Annotated in this window: 11 protein-coding genes and 1 pseudogene; 7 read left to right on the forward strand and 5 right to left on the reverse strand. The window is 69.3% G+C overall.

Translation table 11 applies throughout. The annotated features are described in order from the left end of the window. Positions 1–6: 6 nt before the first annotated feature. The 5 genes from nrfD (at position 7) to ACSMXO_RS20610 (ending at position 7,052) form a co-directional block, all read left to right on the forward strand. Positions 7–1,098, forward strand: coding sequence for an NrfD/PsrC family molybdoenzyme membrane anchor subunit (nrfD, locus tag ACSMXO_RS20590; protein ID WP_455418992.1), 1,092 nt, complete (start codon positions 7–9; stop codon positions 1,096–1,098). Positions 1,099–1,142: 44 nt separating this feature from the next. Beyond that, positions 1,143–2,432, forward strand: a complete 1,290-nt coding sequence (locus tag ACSMXO_RS20595) for an L-lactate MFS transporter (RefSeq protein WP_455418993.1) — start codon at positions 1,143–1,145, stop codon at positions 2,430–2,432. A 592-nt stretch (positions 2,433–3,024) separates the two neighbouring features. Continuing rightward, positions 3,025–4,572, forward strand: coding sequence for a multiple monosaccharide ABC transporter ATP-binding protein (mmsA, locus tag ACSMXO_RS20600; RefSeq protein WP_346263320.1), 1,548 nt, complete (start codon positions 3,025–3,027; stop codon positions 4,570–4,572). After that, on the forward strand, positions 4,569–5,873 hold the full coding sequence (mmsB, locus tag ACSMXO_RS20605) for a multiple monosaccharide ABC transporter permease (protein ID WP_346263319.1): 1,305 nt from the start codon (positions 4,569–4,571) through the stop codon (positions 5,871–5,873). Before mmsA ends, mmsB begins: the two co-directional genes overlap by 4 nt. 69 nt (positions 5,874–5,942) lie before the next feature. Further along, complete coding sequence (locus ACSMXO_RS20610) at positions 5,943–7,052, forward strand: substrate-binding domain-containing protein (RefSeq protein ID WP_455418994.1); 1,110 nt, start codon at positions 5,943–5,945, stop codon at positions 7,050–7,052. A 78-nt stretch (positions 7,053–7,130) separates the two neighbouring features. On the opposite strand, the gene selD is transcribed toward ACSMXO_RS20610, so the two are convergent. The 3 genes and pseudogenes from selD to ACSMXO_RS20625 all read right to left on the reverse strand — a co-directional run bounded on the left by selD (position 7,131) and on the right by ACSMXO_RS20625 (position 11,235). After that, entirely contained in the window at positions 7,131–8,156 is a 1,026-nt protein-coding gene (selD, locus tag ACSMXO_RS20615; protein WP_455418995.1) for a selenide, water dikinase SelD, read from the reverse strand. Positions 8,157–8,470: 314 nt separating this feature from the next. Next, complete coding sequence (locus tag ACSMXO_RS20620) at positions 8,471–9,493, reverse strand: IS110 family RNA-guided transposase (RefSeq protein WP_455414638.1); 1,023 nt, start codon at positions 9,491–9,493, stop codon at positions 8,471–8,473. Between the two features lie 233 nt (positions 9,494–9,726). Further along, positions 9,727–11,235: pseudogene (locus ACSMXO_RS20625) on the reverse strand (ISL3 family transposase). Between the two features lie 683 nt (positions 11,236–11,918). On the opposite strand from ACSMXO_RS20625, the gene ACSMXO_RS20630 reads away from it, so the two are divergent. Together ACSMXO_RS20630 and ACSMXO_RS20635 are read left to right on the forward strand one after the other, a co-directional pair. Then, the gene (locus ACSMXO_RS20630) at positions 11,919–13,178 is read left to right on the forward strand and encodes an IS256 family transposase (RefSeq protein WP_455414466.1); all 1,260 of its coding nucleotides are present in this window, start codon (positions 11,919–11,921) and stop codon (positions 13,176–13,178) included. Positions 13,179–13,200: 22 nt separating this feature from the next. Further along, complete coding sequence (locus tag ACSMXO_RS20635) at positions 13,201–13,551, forward strand: hypothetical protein (RefSeq protein ID WP_455414467.1); 351 nt, start codon at positions 13,201–13,203, stop codon at positions 13,549–13,551. A 41-nt stretch (positions 13,552–13,592) separates the two neighbouring features. Here ACSMXO_RS20635 and ACSMXO_RS20640 read toward each other — a convergent pair whose 3' ends face one another. Further along, the gene (locus tag ACSMXO_RS20640) at positions 13,593–14,804 is read right to left on the reverse strand and encodes an alpha/beta fold hydrolase (RefSeq protein ID WP_455418996.1); all 1,212 of its coding nucleotides are present in this window, start codon (positions 14,802–14,804) and stop codon (positions 13,593–13,595) included. Further along, on the reverse strand, positions 14,801–15,022 hold the full coding sequence (locus tag ACSMXO_RS20645) for a hypothetical protein (RefSeq protein ID WP_455418997.1): 222 nt from the start codon (positions 15,020–15,022) through the stop codon (positions 14,801–14,803). Before ACSMXO_RS20645 ends, ACSMXO_RS20640 begins: the two co-directional genes overlap by 4 nt. Positions 15,023–15,263 lie beyond the last annotated feature (241 nt).

A 15,263-nucleotide genomic window follows, 5' to 3' on the forward strand; every position in this document is an offset into this window, starting at 1 on the left:
GACGGCATGACCGGACCGGGCCCCGACAGCGGCGGCGGGCCGCTGGGCGAGCACCGTCGGGAGGCCGGGGCGAGCCTCGACCAGCCGGACGGCGCGGAGCTGCGGCGCCGGTCCGGGCGGCGGGGTGGGCCGGGAGTCGTCGCCGGGCAACCAGTGGTCGTCCCGCCGGCCGAGTTCAGCTCGTACTACGGGCGGCCGGTGGTGAAGGCGCCGGTGTGGCGCAAGGACATCGCGGCGTACCTCTTCACCGGCGGGCTGGCCGCCGGATCCGCGCTGCTGGCCGCCGGTGCGGACCTGACCGGTCGGGCGGCGCTGCGCCGGGCCGGCCGGCTCGTCTCGCTCGGCGCGGTCGGCGTGAGCGCGTACTTCCTGGTCAACGATCTCGGCCGGCCGGCCCGGTTTCACCACATGCTGCGGGTCGCCAAGCCGACCTCGCCGATGTCGATGGGTACCTGGATTCTGGCCGCGTTCGGGCCGGCGGCGGGGCTTGCCGCGGTGAGCGAGATCGCCCCGGTGCTGTCCCGGCGCGGCGGGCTGGGACTGGCCCGCCGGCTGCTGCCCCCGGCCGGCCGGGTCGCCGGACTGGCCGCTGCGGCGGCGGCACCGGGGCTGGCCACGTACACCGGGGTGCTGCTCGCCGACACCGCGATGCCGGCCTGGCACGACGCGTACCCGGACCTGCCGTTCCTGTTCGGCGGCAGCGCGCTGGTGGCCGGCGCGGGCGCCGGACTGGTCGCCGCGCCGACCGCGCAGAGCGGCCCGGCGGCCCGGCTGGCGGTGGCCGGCGCGGTGGTCGAGACGCTCGCCGAGCGCCGGATCGCCCGGATGGGGCTGACCGGCGAGCCGTACCGGACCGGCCGGCCGGCCCGGCTGATCCGGGGCGGGCAGTTGCTGCTGGCCGCTGGTACCGCCGGCGCGCTGCTGGCCCGGGGCAACCGGACCCTCTCGGTGCTCTCCGGCGCGGCCCTGCTCGCCTCCTCGCTGCTGACCCGGTTCGGGGTTTTCGAGGCCGGGGTGGCCTCCGCCCGGGACCCGAAGTACACGGTGTTGCCGCAGCGGGAGCGGCGGGCGAGACGGGGGGTCGGCACCGGCCCGTAGCCACGAGCCGGTGCCGTCCATGAGCCGAGACGGGGGTCACGCTCATGGCAGGGACAGTCGAAAGCGTACGGGGAGAGCGCAGCCCGACGGCGGGCCGGTGGGGCCTGGTGGTGGCCGCCGTGCTGGTGCAGCTCGCCCTCGGCGCCGTGTACGCCTGGAGCGTCTTCAACCAGCCGTTGCAGCAGGCGTTCGGCTGGAGCAAGGCCGAGGCGGTACTGCCGTTCGAGGTGGCGATCGGCACGATCTTCATCGGCAGCCTGCTCGGTGGCCGGGTGCAGGACCGGCGCGGTCCCCGGCCGGTCGCGCTGGGCGGCGGCGTGCTGTACGCGGTCGGCAACATCCTCGCCTCGCTGGTCTCCGACGCCGACCAGCTCTGGCTGCTGGTGCTGACCTACGGTGTGCTCGGCGGGATCGGGCTCGGCGCCGCGTACATCACCCCGATCGCGATGCTCACCAAGTGGTTTCCGGACCACCGGGGTCTGATCACCGGGATCGCGGTGGCCGGGTTCGGCTTCGGCGCCGTGATCACCGCCCCGGTGGCGAAGACGCTGCTGGGCAACACCACCGACAAGCCCAGCGTCTTCCTGCCGCTGGGCATCGCGTACCTGGTCGCGGTACTGCTCGGCGCCTCGTTCTTCCGGAATCCGCCGCCGGGCTACCAGGTGCCCGGGTACCGCCCGGTGACCACCGGCCGGGTGCCGGCCGGTACCCGGGTCTACACCCTCGCCGAGGCGCTGCGGACCCCGCAGTGGTACCTGCTCACCGCGATCCTGGCGCTCAACGTGACCTGCGGCATCGCCTTCATCTCGCAGGCCGCCGACGCCGCGCAGGCGATCACCGGGGTGGGTTCGGCCACCGCCGCCACCCTGGTCGCCGTGCTCGGGCTCTTCAACGGCGCCGGGCGGCTCTGCTGGGCGTGGCTGTCGGACCAGACCGGCCGGATGGTCGCCTTCGGCGGGATGCTGGCGCTCCAGGCGGTGTGCTTCTTCATCCTGCCGCACGCGGCCGGCTTCGCCTTCTTCGCGGTGCTCGCCGCGTTGATCTACCTCGCCTACGGCGGTGGGTTCGGCACCATGCCGGCGACCGCGGCCGACTACTTCGGCACCCCGCACGCCGGTGCGGTCTACGGGGCGATGATCGTGGCCTGGAGCATCGGCGGGGTGGCCGGACCGCTGTTGACCGCGACGCTCTTCGAGGCCAGTGGCAACTCCTACACCCTGCCGTTCACGGTCCTCGCGGTGATCGCGGTGGTCGCCCTGGTGCTGCCGCCGATCACCCGGCTGCCGTCCCGAGCCGGCGCCGCCCGGCCGGACGACGAGGTCACCGGCCCGTGACGGGCGCTGTGATCCCGACGATCGGCCGGCGGCGTATCCGGGCGACCCCGTCGGCCGGCGGGGCGCCCCACCGGCGTGACCGGCCGCACGTTCCACCGGCCCGGGGTGGCGCGGTCCGGTGCTGCCGGACGTATGGTGAGCGGGCTCGGACGGCCGGACCGTGACCGGATTTCCCGCGACCGCCGGGCCGCCCCGGACGGGCAGGGCGGGGAACGGACGTCAGGTGCTCGCCCGGCACGGCTGGCGCTTCTCCGGACGCTTCGGTCGAACCTCGTGATCGTCTCCGGTTGCGGACGTTCGATGCCCGCAGTGACGTGGAGCGCCGGCTGATGAGCCGGGACCCTGTGAATTTGTCAAGACCAGGTCACGAAATCTTGCGAAACTTCCTCGCTTTCCAATAAGTTCCTCCAGGCAACAAAAGTATGTCAGCCGGTCTGACGACCTGCCCGGAGGCAACAATGATGTTGATGACGCGGCGCGGCGACCAGCCGCTGGACGCGCGCGGTTCCCTCTGGCGCCCCGACGACGGGCGGCCGGCCCCGGCTGCCCCCCGCCGGCCCGCCGTACCGGCCCGGACCGGGGGGCGTCGGCGATGAGCGACGCTCCCGTGCTGCTGGAGATGCGCGCGATCACCAAGGAGTTTCCGGGGGTCAAGGCGCTCTCCGACGTCAACCTGGTGGTCCGGCGCGGCGAGATCCACGCGATCGCGGGCGAGAACGGCGCCGGCAAGTCGACCCTGATGAAGGTGCTCAGCGGGGTGTACCCGTACGGCAGCTACTCCGGTGAGATCATCTATCGGAGCGAGGAGAGCCGGTTCTCCGACATCCGGGCCAGCGAGCAGGCCGGCATCGTGATCATCCACCAGGAGCTCGCCCTGGTGCCCGGGATGTCGATCACCGAGAACATCTTCCTCGGCAACGAGCCCCGGCGCGGCGGTGCGATCGACTGGAAGAGCGCGAACCGGCAGGCCCTGGAGCTGATGGCCCGGGTCGGGCTGCGGGAGGACCCGGACACGCTGATCAAGGACATCGGCGTGGGCAAGCAGCAGCTCGTCGAGATCGCGAAGGCCTTCGCCAAGGACGTCAAGCTGCTCATCCTGGACGAGCCGACCGCCGCACTGAACGAGTCCGACTCGCAGCACCTGCTGGACCTGCTGCGCGGCTTCAAGCAGCGTGGCATCACCTCGATCATCATCTCGCACAAGCTCAACGAGATCGCCGAGATCGCCGACTCGATCACCATCCTGCGGGACGGCAAGACCATCGAGACCCTGGACGTCAAGGCGGACGGGGTGGACGAGGACCGGATCGTCCGGGGCATGGTCGGCCGGGAGCTGCACAGCCGGTTCCCCGACCACACCCCGAAGATCGGCGAGGTCTTCTTCGAAGTACGGGACTGGACGGTCCGGCACCCCATCTCGGCCGACCGAATGGTGGCCAAGGGCTCCAGCTTCACCGTCCGGCGGGGCGAGATCGTCGGGTTCGCCGGGCTGATGGGCGCCGGCCGTACCGAGCTGGCGATGAGCGTCTTCGGCCGCTCGTACGGGGTCTACCAGGGCGGCCAGATCTTCAAGGACGGGCAGGAGATCGTGCTGAAGTCGGTGGCCGACGCCATCAAGCACGGCCTGGCGTACGTCAGCGAGGACCGCAAGTCGCTCGGCCTGAACCTGCTCGACGACATCAAGACCTCGGTGGTCTCCGCCAAGCTCTCGAAGATCACCGATCACGGCGTGGTCGACCCGGTACGCGAGTACCAGGCGGCCGAGGGCTACCGCAAGAGCCTGCGGGTCAAGGCTCCGAACGTCGACGAGGGCGTCACCAAGCTCTCCGGCGGCAACCAGCAGAAGGTGGTGCTGGCCAAGTGGATGTTCACCGACCCGGACCTGCTCATCCTCGATGAGCCGACCCGGGGCATCGACGTCGGCGCCAAGTACGAGATCTACGGCATCATCCAGCAGCTCGCCGACCAGGGGAAGGGCGTCATCGTCATCTCCTCGGAGCTGCCGGAGCTGATCGGCCTCTGCGACCGCATCTACACGGTCTTCGAGGGCACCATCACCGGCAACATCGAACGGCGGGACGCCGATCCGGAACTCCTCATGAAGCAGATGACCTCAGCGAAGAAGGCGCAGATCCGGTGAGTCGCATAAAGGAACTCCAGAAGTCCCTGTTCGCGGGGACGACATCCAACGCCCGGCAGTTCGGGATGATCTTCACGTTGGTGGCGATCGTCCTGCTGTTCCAGATCCTGACCAACGGGCTGACGCTGAACTCGAGCAACCTGATCTCGCTGGTCAGCCAGTACTCGTACATCCTGATCCTGGCCATCGGGATGCTGATGGTGATCGTCGCCGGCCACATCGACCTGTCGGTCGGCTCGATCGCCGCCTTCGTCGGCATCGTGGTGGCCCGGGCCATGCAGGACTGGTCGCTGCCCTGGCCGGTGGCGATCCTGTTCGGCCTGCTGGTCGGCGCCGCGATCGGCGTCTGGCAGGGCTTCTGGGTGGCCTACATCGGGGTACCGGCGTTCATCGTCACGCTGGCCGGGATGATGCTCTTCCGGGGCGGCAACCAGTTCATCGGCAGCGCCGACACCATCCCGGTGCCGGAGGGCTTCAAGGTGATCGGCGCCGGCTTCCTGCCGGAGGTCGGCCCGAACACCGGCTACAACAACCTCACGCTGCTGCTCGGGTTGCTCGTCGCGGTCGCCGTGGTGGTCCGGGAGTGGAAGGTCCGGCGTACCCGGCGGGAGATGGACGCCGACGTGGCACCGATGTGGATCTCGATGATCCGGGTCGCCGTGCCGGTCGCGGTGATCCTGTACGCGGCCTTCCTGTTCGCCGGCGGCCGGGTCGGGACCAGCTTCCCGGTCTCCGGCATCATCCTCGGCGTCCTGGTGGTGTTCTACTCCTTCGTCACCCGGAACACCGCCGGTGGCCGGCACATCTACGCGGTCGGCGGCAACGCCCGGGCCGCGGAGCTCTCCGGCGTCAAGCTCAAGCGGGTCAACTTCCTGGTCATGATGAACATGTCGATCCTGGCCGCGCTGGCCGGCATGATCTTCGTCGCCCGGTCGGCCGCCTCCGGGCCGCAGGACGGGATCGGCTGGGAGCTGGACGCCATCGCCGCGGTCTTCATCGGCGGCGCCGCCGTCTCCGGCGGCCTCGGCACCATCAGCGGGTCGATCGTCGGTGGCCTGGTGATGGCGGTGCTCAACAACGGTCTCCAGCTGATGGGTGTCGGCTCGGACCGGGTACAGATCATCAAGGGTCTGGTTCTGCTGCTGGCCGTCGCCTTCGACGTCTACAACAAGAACCGCGGGCGGTTCTCGATCATCGGATCGGTGACCCGCCCCTTCCGCCGGGAGACACCCACCGGGCCGGCGCCCACGCCCAGCGTCGAGACGGGCCAGGAGCCCGCCAAGACTCCGGTGGCCGGCTGACGGTCACCGCCGGTGGGGCGGAAAACCTCCGCCCCACCCCCACCACCTTGTAAAGAAGGGCAACCTGCAATGCGTAGATTCCTAGCCAGGGGTGTCGCCGCCGGCGCCATCGCCCTGCTGGCCCTCACGGCCTGCTCCGAGCGGTCGGGTGACGGCGGCGGCGACGAGGCCGGGGCCGAGAAGGGCTTCGCCGCCAACTCGCTGATCGGGGTGGCGCTGCCGGCCAAGACCTCCGAGAACTGGGTGCTCGCCGGTGACCTGTTCACCAACGGGCTCAAGGAGGCCGGCTTCCAGTCCGACGTGCAGTACGCCGGCGCCACCAGCACGGTCGCCGACCAGCAGGCGCAGATCTCGGCGATGGTCACCAAGGGTGCCAAGGTGATCGTCATCGGCGCGACCGACGCCGCGCAGCTCACCACCCAGGTCGAGCAGGCCAAGCAGAACGGTGCCACCGTCATCGCCTACGACCGGCTGATCAAGAACACCAAGGACGTCGACTACTACGTCGCGTACGACAACTTCAAGGTCGGCCAGCTCCAGGGCCAGGCGCTGCTGGAGGGCATGAAGGCGAAGAAGCCGAACGGGCCGTACAACATCGAGCTCTTCTCCGGCTCGCCGGACGACAACAACTCGGGCGTCTTCTTCGACGGTGCGATGGACGTGCTGAAGAAGGAGATCGACGCCGGCAACGTGGTGGTCGGCTCGGGCCAGAAGGACATCAAGCAGACCGCCACCGACGGCTGGAAGGCCGAGAACGCGCAGCGGCGGATGGACTCGCTGCTCACCTCGACCTACAGCAGCAAGACGCTGGACGGCGTCCTCTCCCCGAACGACACCCTGGCCCGGGCGATCCTGACCTCGGTCAAGGGCGCCGGCAAGCCGCTGCCGGTGGTCACCGGGCAGGACTCCGAGGTGGAGTCGGTCAAGTCGATCGTGGCCGGCGAGCAGTACTCGACCATCAACAAGGACACCCGGAACCTGGTCAAGGAGACCATCGAGATGGTCAAGGCCCTGCAGGCCGGTAACGACCCGAAGACCAACGACACCGAGTCCTACAACAACGGCGTCAAGGTGGTCCCGGCCAACCTGCTGGAGCCGCTGATCGTCACCAAGAAGAACGTGGTCGAGGCGTACGCCAACGACCCGAAGTTGGCCCCGCTCACCGCTGGCGCCAAGTAAGCAGCAGTAGCAGCGGGTTGCACCGTCCGGGTCCCCGGGATCGTCGATCCCGGGGACCCGTCCCGTCTTCTCCGCCTGTCACCACCGTTCTCCGCCCGCGACGATCAGGGTCCGCCCGTCGTCCCGGGCCGGCAGCAGCTCGCCGATCACCGGATGGCCGGGCAGCTCACCGGCGACCAGCAGGCCACCGGAGGTCTGCGCGTCGGCCAGCAGCAGCACCTCGTCCTCGGCGACCCCGGCCGCCTCGAGGTGCGGGCGCACCCAGGCCAGGTTCCGCCGGGTGCCGCCGCTGACGAAACCGTCGGCCAGCGCCGCCCGGGCGCCGTCCAGATACGGTACGGCCGACGCGTCCACCCGGGCGGTCAGCCCGGACGCCCGGGCCAGCTTGTGCAGGTGGCCGAGGAGCCCGAAGCCGGTCACGTCGGTACCACAGCGGATCCCGGCCGCCACCACCGCCGCCGAGGCTGCCCGGTTCAGCTCGGTCATCGCCGCCACCGCCTGCGGAAACACCTCGCCGGTCTGCTTGTGCCGGGAGTTGAGCACCCCGACGCCGAGCGGCTTGGTCAGGGTCAGCGGCAGTCCGGCCCGGCCGGCGTCGTTGCGGATCAGTCGCTCCGGGTCGGCGATTCCGGTGACCGCCATTCCGTACTTCGGCTCGGGGTCGTCCACGCTGTGCCCGCCGGCGACGTGGCAGCCCGCCTCCCGGGCGACGTCCAGCCCGCCGCGCAGTACCTCGGCGGCCAGCGTCAGCGGCAGCACCTCCCGGGGCCAGGCCAGCAGGTTCACCGCGACCACCGGGGTGCCGCCCATCGCGTAGACGTCGGAGAGGGCGTTGGCGGCGGCGATCCGGCCCCAGTCGTACGGGTCGTCGACCACCGGGGTGAAGAAGTCGGCGGTCGCCACCACCGCGGTACCCGACTCCAGTCGGACCACCGCCGCGTCGTCGCCGTCGTCGAGCCCGACCAGCAGCTCGCCCGGCCCGCCCGGGACGGCGGTGCCGACCAGGCCGGCCACCACCTCCTCCAACTCGCCGGGCGGGATCTTGCAGGCGCAGCCGCCGCCGTGCGCGTACTGGGTGAGCCGGTGGCGTTCGGTAGTGGTCACCCGACCACTGTCGCACCTTCCGAGGAGGGATCGCAGCCGTCGGGCGTCGTGCCGGTGCGTGGGCTACGGAAACTGTTCCAGTTGAGAGACACAGACTCTTAACGCGGGTTCGGGGTTCGAGTCCCTGGCGGCGCACAACAATAAGGCCCTGACCAGCAGTAAGCTGGCCAGGGCCTTGATGGTTATCTATGTGGTTTCAAGCTCCCCCCGAACCCCCCCCGGGTAACGCCCCTGGCGATCAGGTTCGACAGGCCCGGGTGATGGCGGCGCTAGCCGCTACCGTGCCCCGGATGGGACTGTACATAGCTCCTCTGTCAAGCCCTGGGTGTGCAGTCTGTGTGTAGGGCTTGGTAGACGACGTCGGACAGGCGTCGTTTCAGTACACGGAGGGCTTCAAGGCCGCCGTCGCCGGCATTTCGGCGGCGGGCGAGGAGGTCTTTGGCGGGTTGGTGGCAGCGGGCCTGGGTCATCGCGATGCGGTGCAGAGCGGCGTTGAGCTGGCGGTTGCCGGTTCGGCTGAGTCGGTGGCGGGCTCTATTGGATGACCATACCGGTAGCGGTGCGGTGCCGTTGTGGCGTGCGTAGGCGGCCGCGGAACGGAATCGGGTGATGCCTGCGGTCTCGCCGAGGATCTTCGCGGCGGTCAGGGCGCCGCAGCCGGGCACGGCGATGAGCGCTGGCGCGAGTTCTTCGGCCAGCTGGCGGATTTCGGTCTCGATCGTGTTGATCTCTTCGGTGAGGTGCTTGCACCGTTGGGTGATCGCGGTGGCGAGGTGGGCGACGACGCCGGGCAGTTGCGTCAGCCGGTACAGGACGTGGTCCAGGTTGCTGACGCGGTCGAGCGATCGCGCTGGTGGGTCCCATTCCGGGTCGAGTTCGTGCAGGTGCCAGCGGAGCCGGTTGACCGCGCGGGTGCGTTCGGCGATGAGGTCTTCGCGGTGGTCGATCAGCAGGCGCAGGTCGCGGTCGGGACCATCGAGGTGGGCGGTGGGCAGGTCGTCCTCGCGCAGCGCAGCGCGGGCGACGGCCAGGGCGTCGATCGGGTCTGACTTGCCGTAGGTGCGGGCGGCGTCGCGGGCGTTGGCCATGAGCTTGGGTGGCACCCGCACGATGCGTTCACCGGCGGCGAGCAGGTCGCGTTCGAGGCGGCGAGTCATGTTGCGGCAGTCCTCCACCGCCCAGACACGGTCCTTGCCGTGCCCGGCCGCCCAGCGCAGCAGCGACAGGTGGTCCTTGCTGGTTGTTTCGCACGTCTTCGTGGCGAGTTTCCGCCCATTGCCGTCGATGATGACAGCGGTGTGGGTGCGCTTGTGCGCGTCGATGCCGATGACGACCATAAGAGTCGTGTCTCCTTGACCGAGGGGGCGCGGGACCGGTCGGTGGGCATATCCCAGTCGGGCGCTGGCACGCTCCTCTCAAGCCATGCCGGCCGGTCCTCGATGTCCGGCGGGCCGCAATATTTACACCAGCCACGCAGGCATCTAACGGCAGAGCGAGCCCGCCGGACTGATCAAGAGTGACACTGGAAATAACGGCCCTGTCTCACATTCGGTGGTGACGGAGGGTGTTGTTATCCGAGGAGGATGCGGTGGCGAAGTAGGGTGAAGCCCGCTCGTCCGTGCATTTGGCGTGCGATCCGTTTGGTCTTGGTGTTGACGCCTTCGGTGGGGCCGTTGCTGTAGGGAAGCGTGAGCGCGGCGTTAACGGCGTCGCGGTCGCGTTCCAGGCCGCGGGTGAAGGCGTGCAGATGAGGTAGGTCGGCCGCGTGGGCCTGGACGATCCAGAGCGAGAGCCGGTCGGCGTTTCTCGGCTGAGGGGTCAGGAGTTCGGCGAAGCCGCCGACTACGGAGGCCAGTTGGGTCATCTCGGGGCAGGCTGCGGTGAGCCGTGCCAGTAGATCTCGATGCTCGGGCTTGAGGTTGTCGGGCCTGGTGAGGATCATTCGGGCGAGCCGGCGCGGGGAGATGTAGCCTGCGGTCGACGTCCGCGCGGCCTTGGTTGATGTACTTGTGCAGGAGGTTGAGGCAGCCGGTGAAGCCGAGGGCCTTGATCTCTTCGAAGAGGTGCTTGATGGGGACGCCGGGGTCCTCGGCTCGACGTTTACGCAGGTGTTCGCGGTATGGGTCGACGAGGCTGGCACGGTATTTGGGAACGCGGAGCATCCGTTCGGGCCGGTCGGCTCGGGCGTAGCGTTTGACGGTGTTCAGGGCCAGTTGTAGACGGCGGGCGGATTCGAGCAGGCCGACGCCCTGGTCGAGCAGGTCATGGACGTGGTGCCAGCGTTCCAGGGTCGTCCGCGCGCGGGGCCCGTCATACAGGGGTGCGTCCAGTACGGGGGCCCAGCAGGTGCTGTGCGCCTTCACCTCGCTGAGGGCGGCTTCGCATAGGTTGTGCCATAGGTGCCACCTGTCCGCGACCTGCACCGCGTTGGGCAGGGCGCGGCGGATGGCCTCGGCGTAGGTGGCCGAGCCGTCGCGGCACACGACCTCGACGCCGGGATGCTCGCGCAGCCACGCTTGCAGGGTGTCGGCGGTGCGGTCGGGCAGTACCTCGATCCGCTCATGGGTCTCGGCGTCGATCACCACGGTGGCATAGCGGTCCCGCCGGCGCAGAGCGAAATCGTCAACGCCGATCACACGGGGCGTCCGCCCGGTGGGCAACGGGATGCGCAGCAGGGCGCGCAGGGCCGTGTGACGGGACAGGCCCATGGCCAGTATCGCCAGCAAACGCGACCCTGCCCGGCCCGCTAACTCCTTGACGACGGCTTTGACCTGCCTGGACAGGCGGGCCGTGCGGCGCTGGTATCGCTCCAGCACCCCAGGACCTGCTCCCGGAAGGTGTGGCGGCAGCCGCGCGTGGGACACACCAGACGCCGCACCCGCACGCGGACCACCACCCGCCGCCCGTCGACCGGAACGTCCGCCACCGTCCGCCAGTGATAGCCGTGGACCCGTCCCGACGAGGCCCCGCACACCGGGCAGACCGCGGTGTCCCGCGGCGTCCGGGCCCGCACCACGATCCGCTCACCCTCGTCGACCACGTCCTCGATGACCAGCGGGGACAGCCCCGAGAACACCATCTGTACAAGTCTGTTGAGGTCCTCCACATAGGAATCAACGACACCCTGCCACCCTCCGTCACCACCGAATGTGAGACAGGGCCGTTAACTTGACACTCCCGATACGCGCGGATCAAGCAGATGCGGATGTCATGCAGATCCCTCCGGTGACCGTGTCGGCGGGTGTCCGGATTGTTTCGAACGCTAGTGGTCAAACTCGTTTTCGATCGCAGTGACGGTGTACTTGAGAGGAGCGGTGGATCCGAGGGCTCGGGAGCTGCGCTCAGACGACGCATTCGCTTCGATGGGGTCCGTCGCTGCCTGCCTACGACAACTCGATAGTGTTCTTCGCCTCGCTGGAGACAGAGCTGCATCGGGGTACCCACTGACCCGGCGGTTCGAGTCGCAACGCGACGCCAGTTCGCTGTCTTCGACCACATCGAGGTCTTCATAGCCGGCAGGGCCGAGATTCCGCCATCGACGGCGCCTCGCCGGTTACCCTCGATGCCCGTCACGCTGAGAAGGTCGGTCTGGCAGCCTGATCGTCAGAAACGCTGTGTCCACCGAAGTGGGTCGGCTCCAGCTACCTTGAGCAATGCTCAAGACCTGTGGATCGGCCGGGAAGGGGCGTACCTTCCCGGTGATCGATTTGTTGTGGTCTCGAGCAAGGCCGACGTTGGCGCGTCGGTCGGGAAGGCACGCCCGTGCTGACTGTAGTCGCCGAGGACGGACAGCGACGCGATGGCGTTTCGCTGTTGGACGAGGTCGTTCGTGAGGGGGCTCGGCGGATGCTGGCTGCCGCGCTGGAGGCCGAGGTCGACGCCTATCTGGCGGAACTGGCAGATGAACGCGACGCGCGGGGCCGGCGCCTGGTGGTGCGTAACGGCCACGCCCAGCCGCGGCAGGTGATCACGTCGGCGGGGGCGATCGAGGTGATCGCGCCGCGGGTCAACGACAAGCGCACCGACCTGGTCACCGGGCAGCGTCGGCGGTTCCGGTCGGCGATTCTGCCGCCGTGGTGCCGCAAATCGCCGAAGATCGCGGAGGTTCTGCCGCTGCTGTATCTGCACGGCCTATCTACCGGGGACTTCGTGCCCGCGTTGGAGCAGTTCCTCGGCTCGTCCGCCGGGCTGTCCGCGGCGGCGATCACGAGGTTGACCGCGCAGTGGACCGACGACTACCACGCCTGGCGCAAACGGGACCTGTCGCAGGTCGACTACGTGTACGTGTGGGCCGACGGCATCCACGTCAACGTGCGCCTCGAGGAGGACAAACTCTGTCTGCTGGTGATCGTCGGCGTGCGTGCCGACGGCAGCAAGGAGTTGGTCGCCTTGGCCGACGGCTACCGCGAATCGACCGGCTCCTGGGCCGATGTGCTGCGTGACTGCGCCCGCCGGGGCATGCGCGCCCCGGTCCTCGCGGTCGGCGACGGCGCGCTGGGGTTCTGGGCCGCGCTGCGGGAGGTGTTCCCCGACACCCGTGAACAGCGGGACTGGGTGCACAAGACCGCCAACGTGCTGGCCGCGCTGCCGAAGTCCGCGCATCCGGGCGCGAAGGCCGCGCTGGCCGAGATCTGGGGCGCCGAGGACAAGACCCGCGCCGAACTCGCGGCGAGGCGGTTCGCTGACCTGTACGGCGCGAAGTTCGCCAAGGCCGTCGCGAAGGTCACCGACGACCTCGACGTCCTGTTGACGTTCTACGACTTCCCGGCCGAGCACTGGGTGCACCTACGCACCTCCAACCCGATCGAATCGACCTTCGCCACCGTCCGGCACCGCACCCGCGTGACCAAGGGTCCAGGCAGCCGCGCCGCCGGTCTCGCGATGGCGTTCAAGCTCATCGAGGCCGCTCAGGACCGGTGGCGGGCGGTCAACGCACCCCACCTCGTGGCTCTGGTCCGCGCCGGCGCCACGTTCGTCGGCGGTCACCTCGTCGAGCGCCCCGCCGACCAGGTCGCAGCATGACCGAGGGCGGCAGCCGGCCGCAGTGCCCACCGACAAGCTGACCGCGCTACGCGTCGGCCGGCGCTTGGTGACCGAGGTACCCGCCCGCGGCCCAGGCCGGCGAGCGTTCATCGAGATCCGACCGATCACGACCGTCGCCGATTCCGACGCCCGGCGGCAGGGTTGGACCCGATCCGACCGTGACCGCGCCTTCAAGCTGGAGCACTGGGATTACGACGCCGCCCACATCGCCGGCTTCGACCACGACATCGGCGCGGTACTCGTGCAAACCACGACCGTCACCGGCGAGGCCCAACTCGCCGCGGCCCTCGAAACATGGAACCTGCGACCCGAGCAGTTCCTCCACCCCTGGCAAACCGACGACCCGACGTAACAGGCAAACTCACCAATCCACAGGTCTTGACGATTCCTCAGCTACCTTTCGCCGTTGGCCTGATCACGGTGTTGTTCGGCCGAAGCGGCGGCCAGAAAGTCCAAGAGTTCACGGTAGAGGATCGAGTGGGTGCTGGCGCCGGCGAGCATGGCGACGTGCCCGCCGGGGCATTCCACCACTCGGGGCGGGCGGCGCAGGCGATCGCTGAGCGCGTAGCTGGCTGGCGCCGGCACGATGTGGTCACGCGCGGCGACCGCGAGCATGACGGGCACGTTGAGGCTTTCGAGGCGTGCTGGCCGGCCGTACACGGTCCAGCGGCCGTCGCGGAGGGCGTTGCTGCGGGCGTAGTCGACGAGGTCGAACAGTAACGCGCCAGGGATGGGTGTCTGCTCCCAGACCCATCGGGCCAGCGGCCCGGCCGTGGCTCGCCAGGTCGGATCCCGTCGGCTCCGCCAGGTGACGAGCGCCGTGCGTAGCGCGATGGGGCGGAGCCAGTGGAAGCTCTCCCGGATGAGCGGGGCGGGCACCAGGCCGTGCCCGTCGAGGGCGAGCACGGGTGGCAGGCGCGGTGAGCGGAGCAACCCGCCCAGGCGGCCCGCGACTGCCGTGTCGATGGATGGGGCAATCGCAGTGAGGGACGCCAACCCGGCGTCGCCGAGTGCCGCGTGCGTGGCCAGAGTCAGCGTGCCGCCCAGGCAGTAGCCGACCAGATGCAACTCCGGCTGACCGCTGTGCTCACGGACTGCCTGCTCGGCCAGCATCAAGGTGGCGACGTAAGCGTCGAACCCGCAGCCTGCCTCGGCAGGTCCCGGGACACCCCAGTCGAGCAGGTACACGTCATGACCCGCGTTGAGAAGCGCGGCGACCAGGCTGCGGCCCGGCGCCAGGTCAAGCACCCAGGAGCGGGTAACCAGCGAAGGCACTACGAGGACGGGTGGGCCAGGTGTATGGCGTTCGCTCGGGTAGCGCCGGAGCACTGCCGGACCGGACCGCCATAACACCGAGGAGGGAGTCGCCGGCACACTCGCCCGGGGTAGCCCAGCGGCAATTTCGACGACGTGGGGCCAGGCGGCCACCGTTGCCAGCAGGCGCGCACAACCCGCTCGGAACCACCGACCTGCGCGCACGATCTGGTTGGCTCGCAGCAGACTCCGGTCTGTGGAGGTGATATGCCGCCAATAGATCCGTGACCAGGCGGCCAGGGTCGTCGCGACGACCATCGCCGCGACGATAATGCCGAACCAGCCAGTCATGGCTTGGCCTGGGTAGTGGCGGTGCCGTCGAGCATCGTCACCACGTCATGGCCACCCACGCCAGTTGCGACGGCCATGCCTGCGGCGCGAAGCCGCTCGGCGACCAGTGTCGATGTACGCCGCTCATCCCCGGCAGGCTCAGGATGCATATGGATGTCGCGGCGCGAACCGATCAGCTCAGGGTCTATCTCGGCCGTAGGCACAGCGAACAAGTTCATGCGACTACCGCCCCCCACTCACGAGATCATCGCTAACGCTAATCGCTGTACCGATCTTCCTCAACAGGACGCTTGCGCCACGCGACTCCTTCGAAGCCGTCCCCGCTCCACACACGCCAGATGCCCGGTAGCGAATCCTCAAAAGGACACCCTCCGACATCCGCTTATCTAGCAGAAGCGGAAGCCGAGCCGCCCGTCGTTGGATCGACGTTCGTTACGCAAAGTCACCAACCGGAACGTC

Source organism: Plantactinospora sp. DSM 117369 (genome assembly GCF_053764795.1).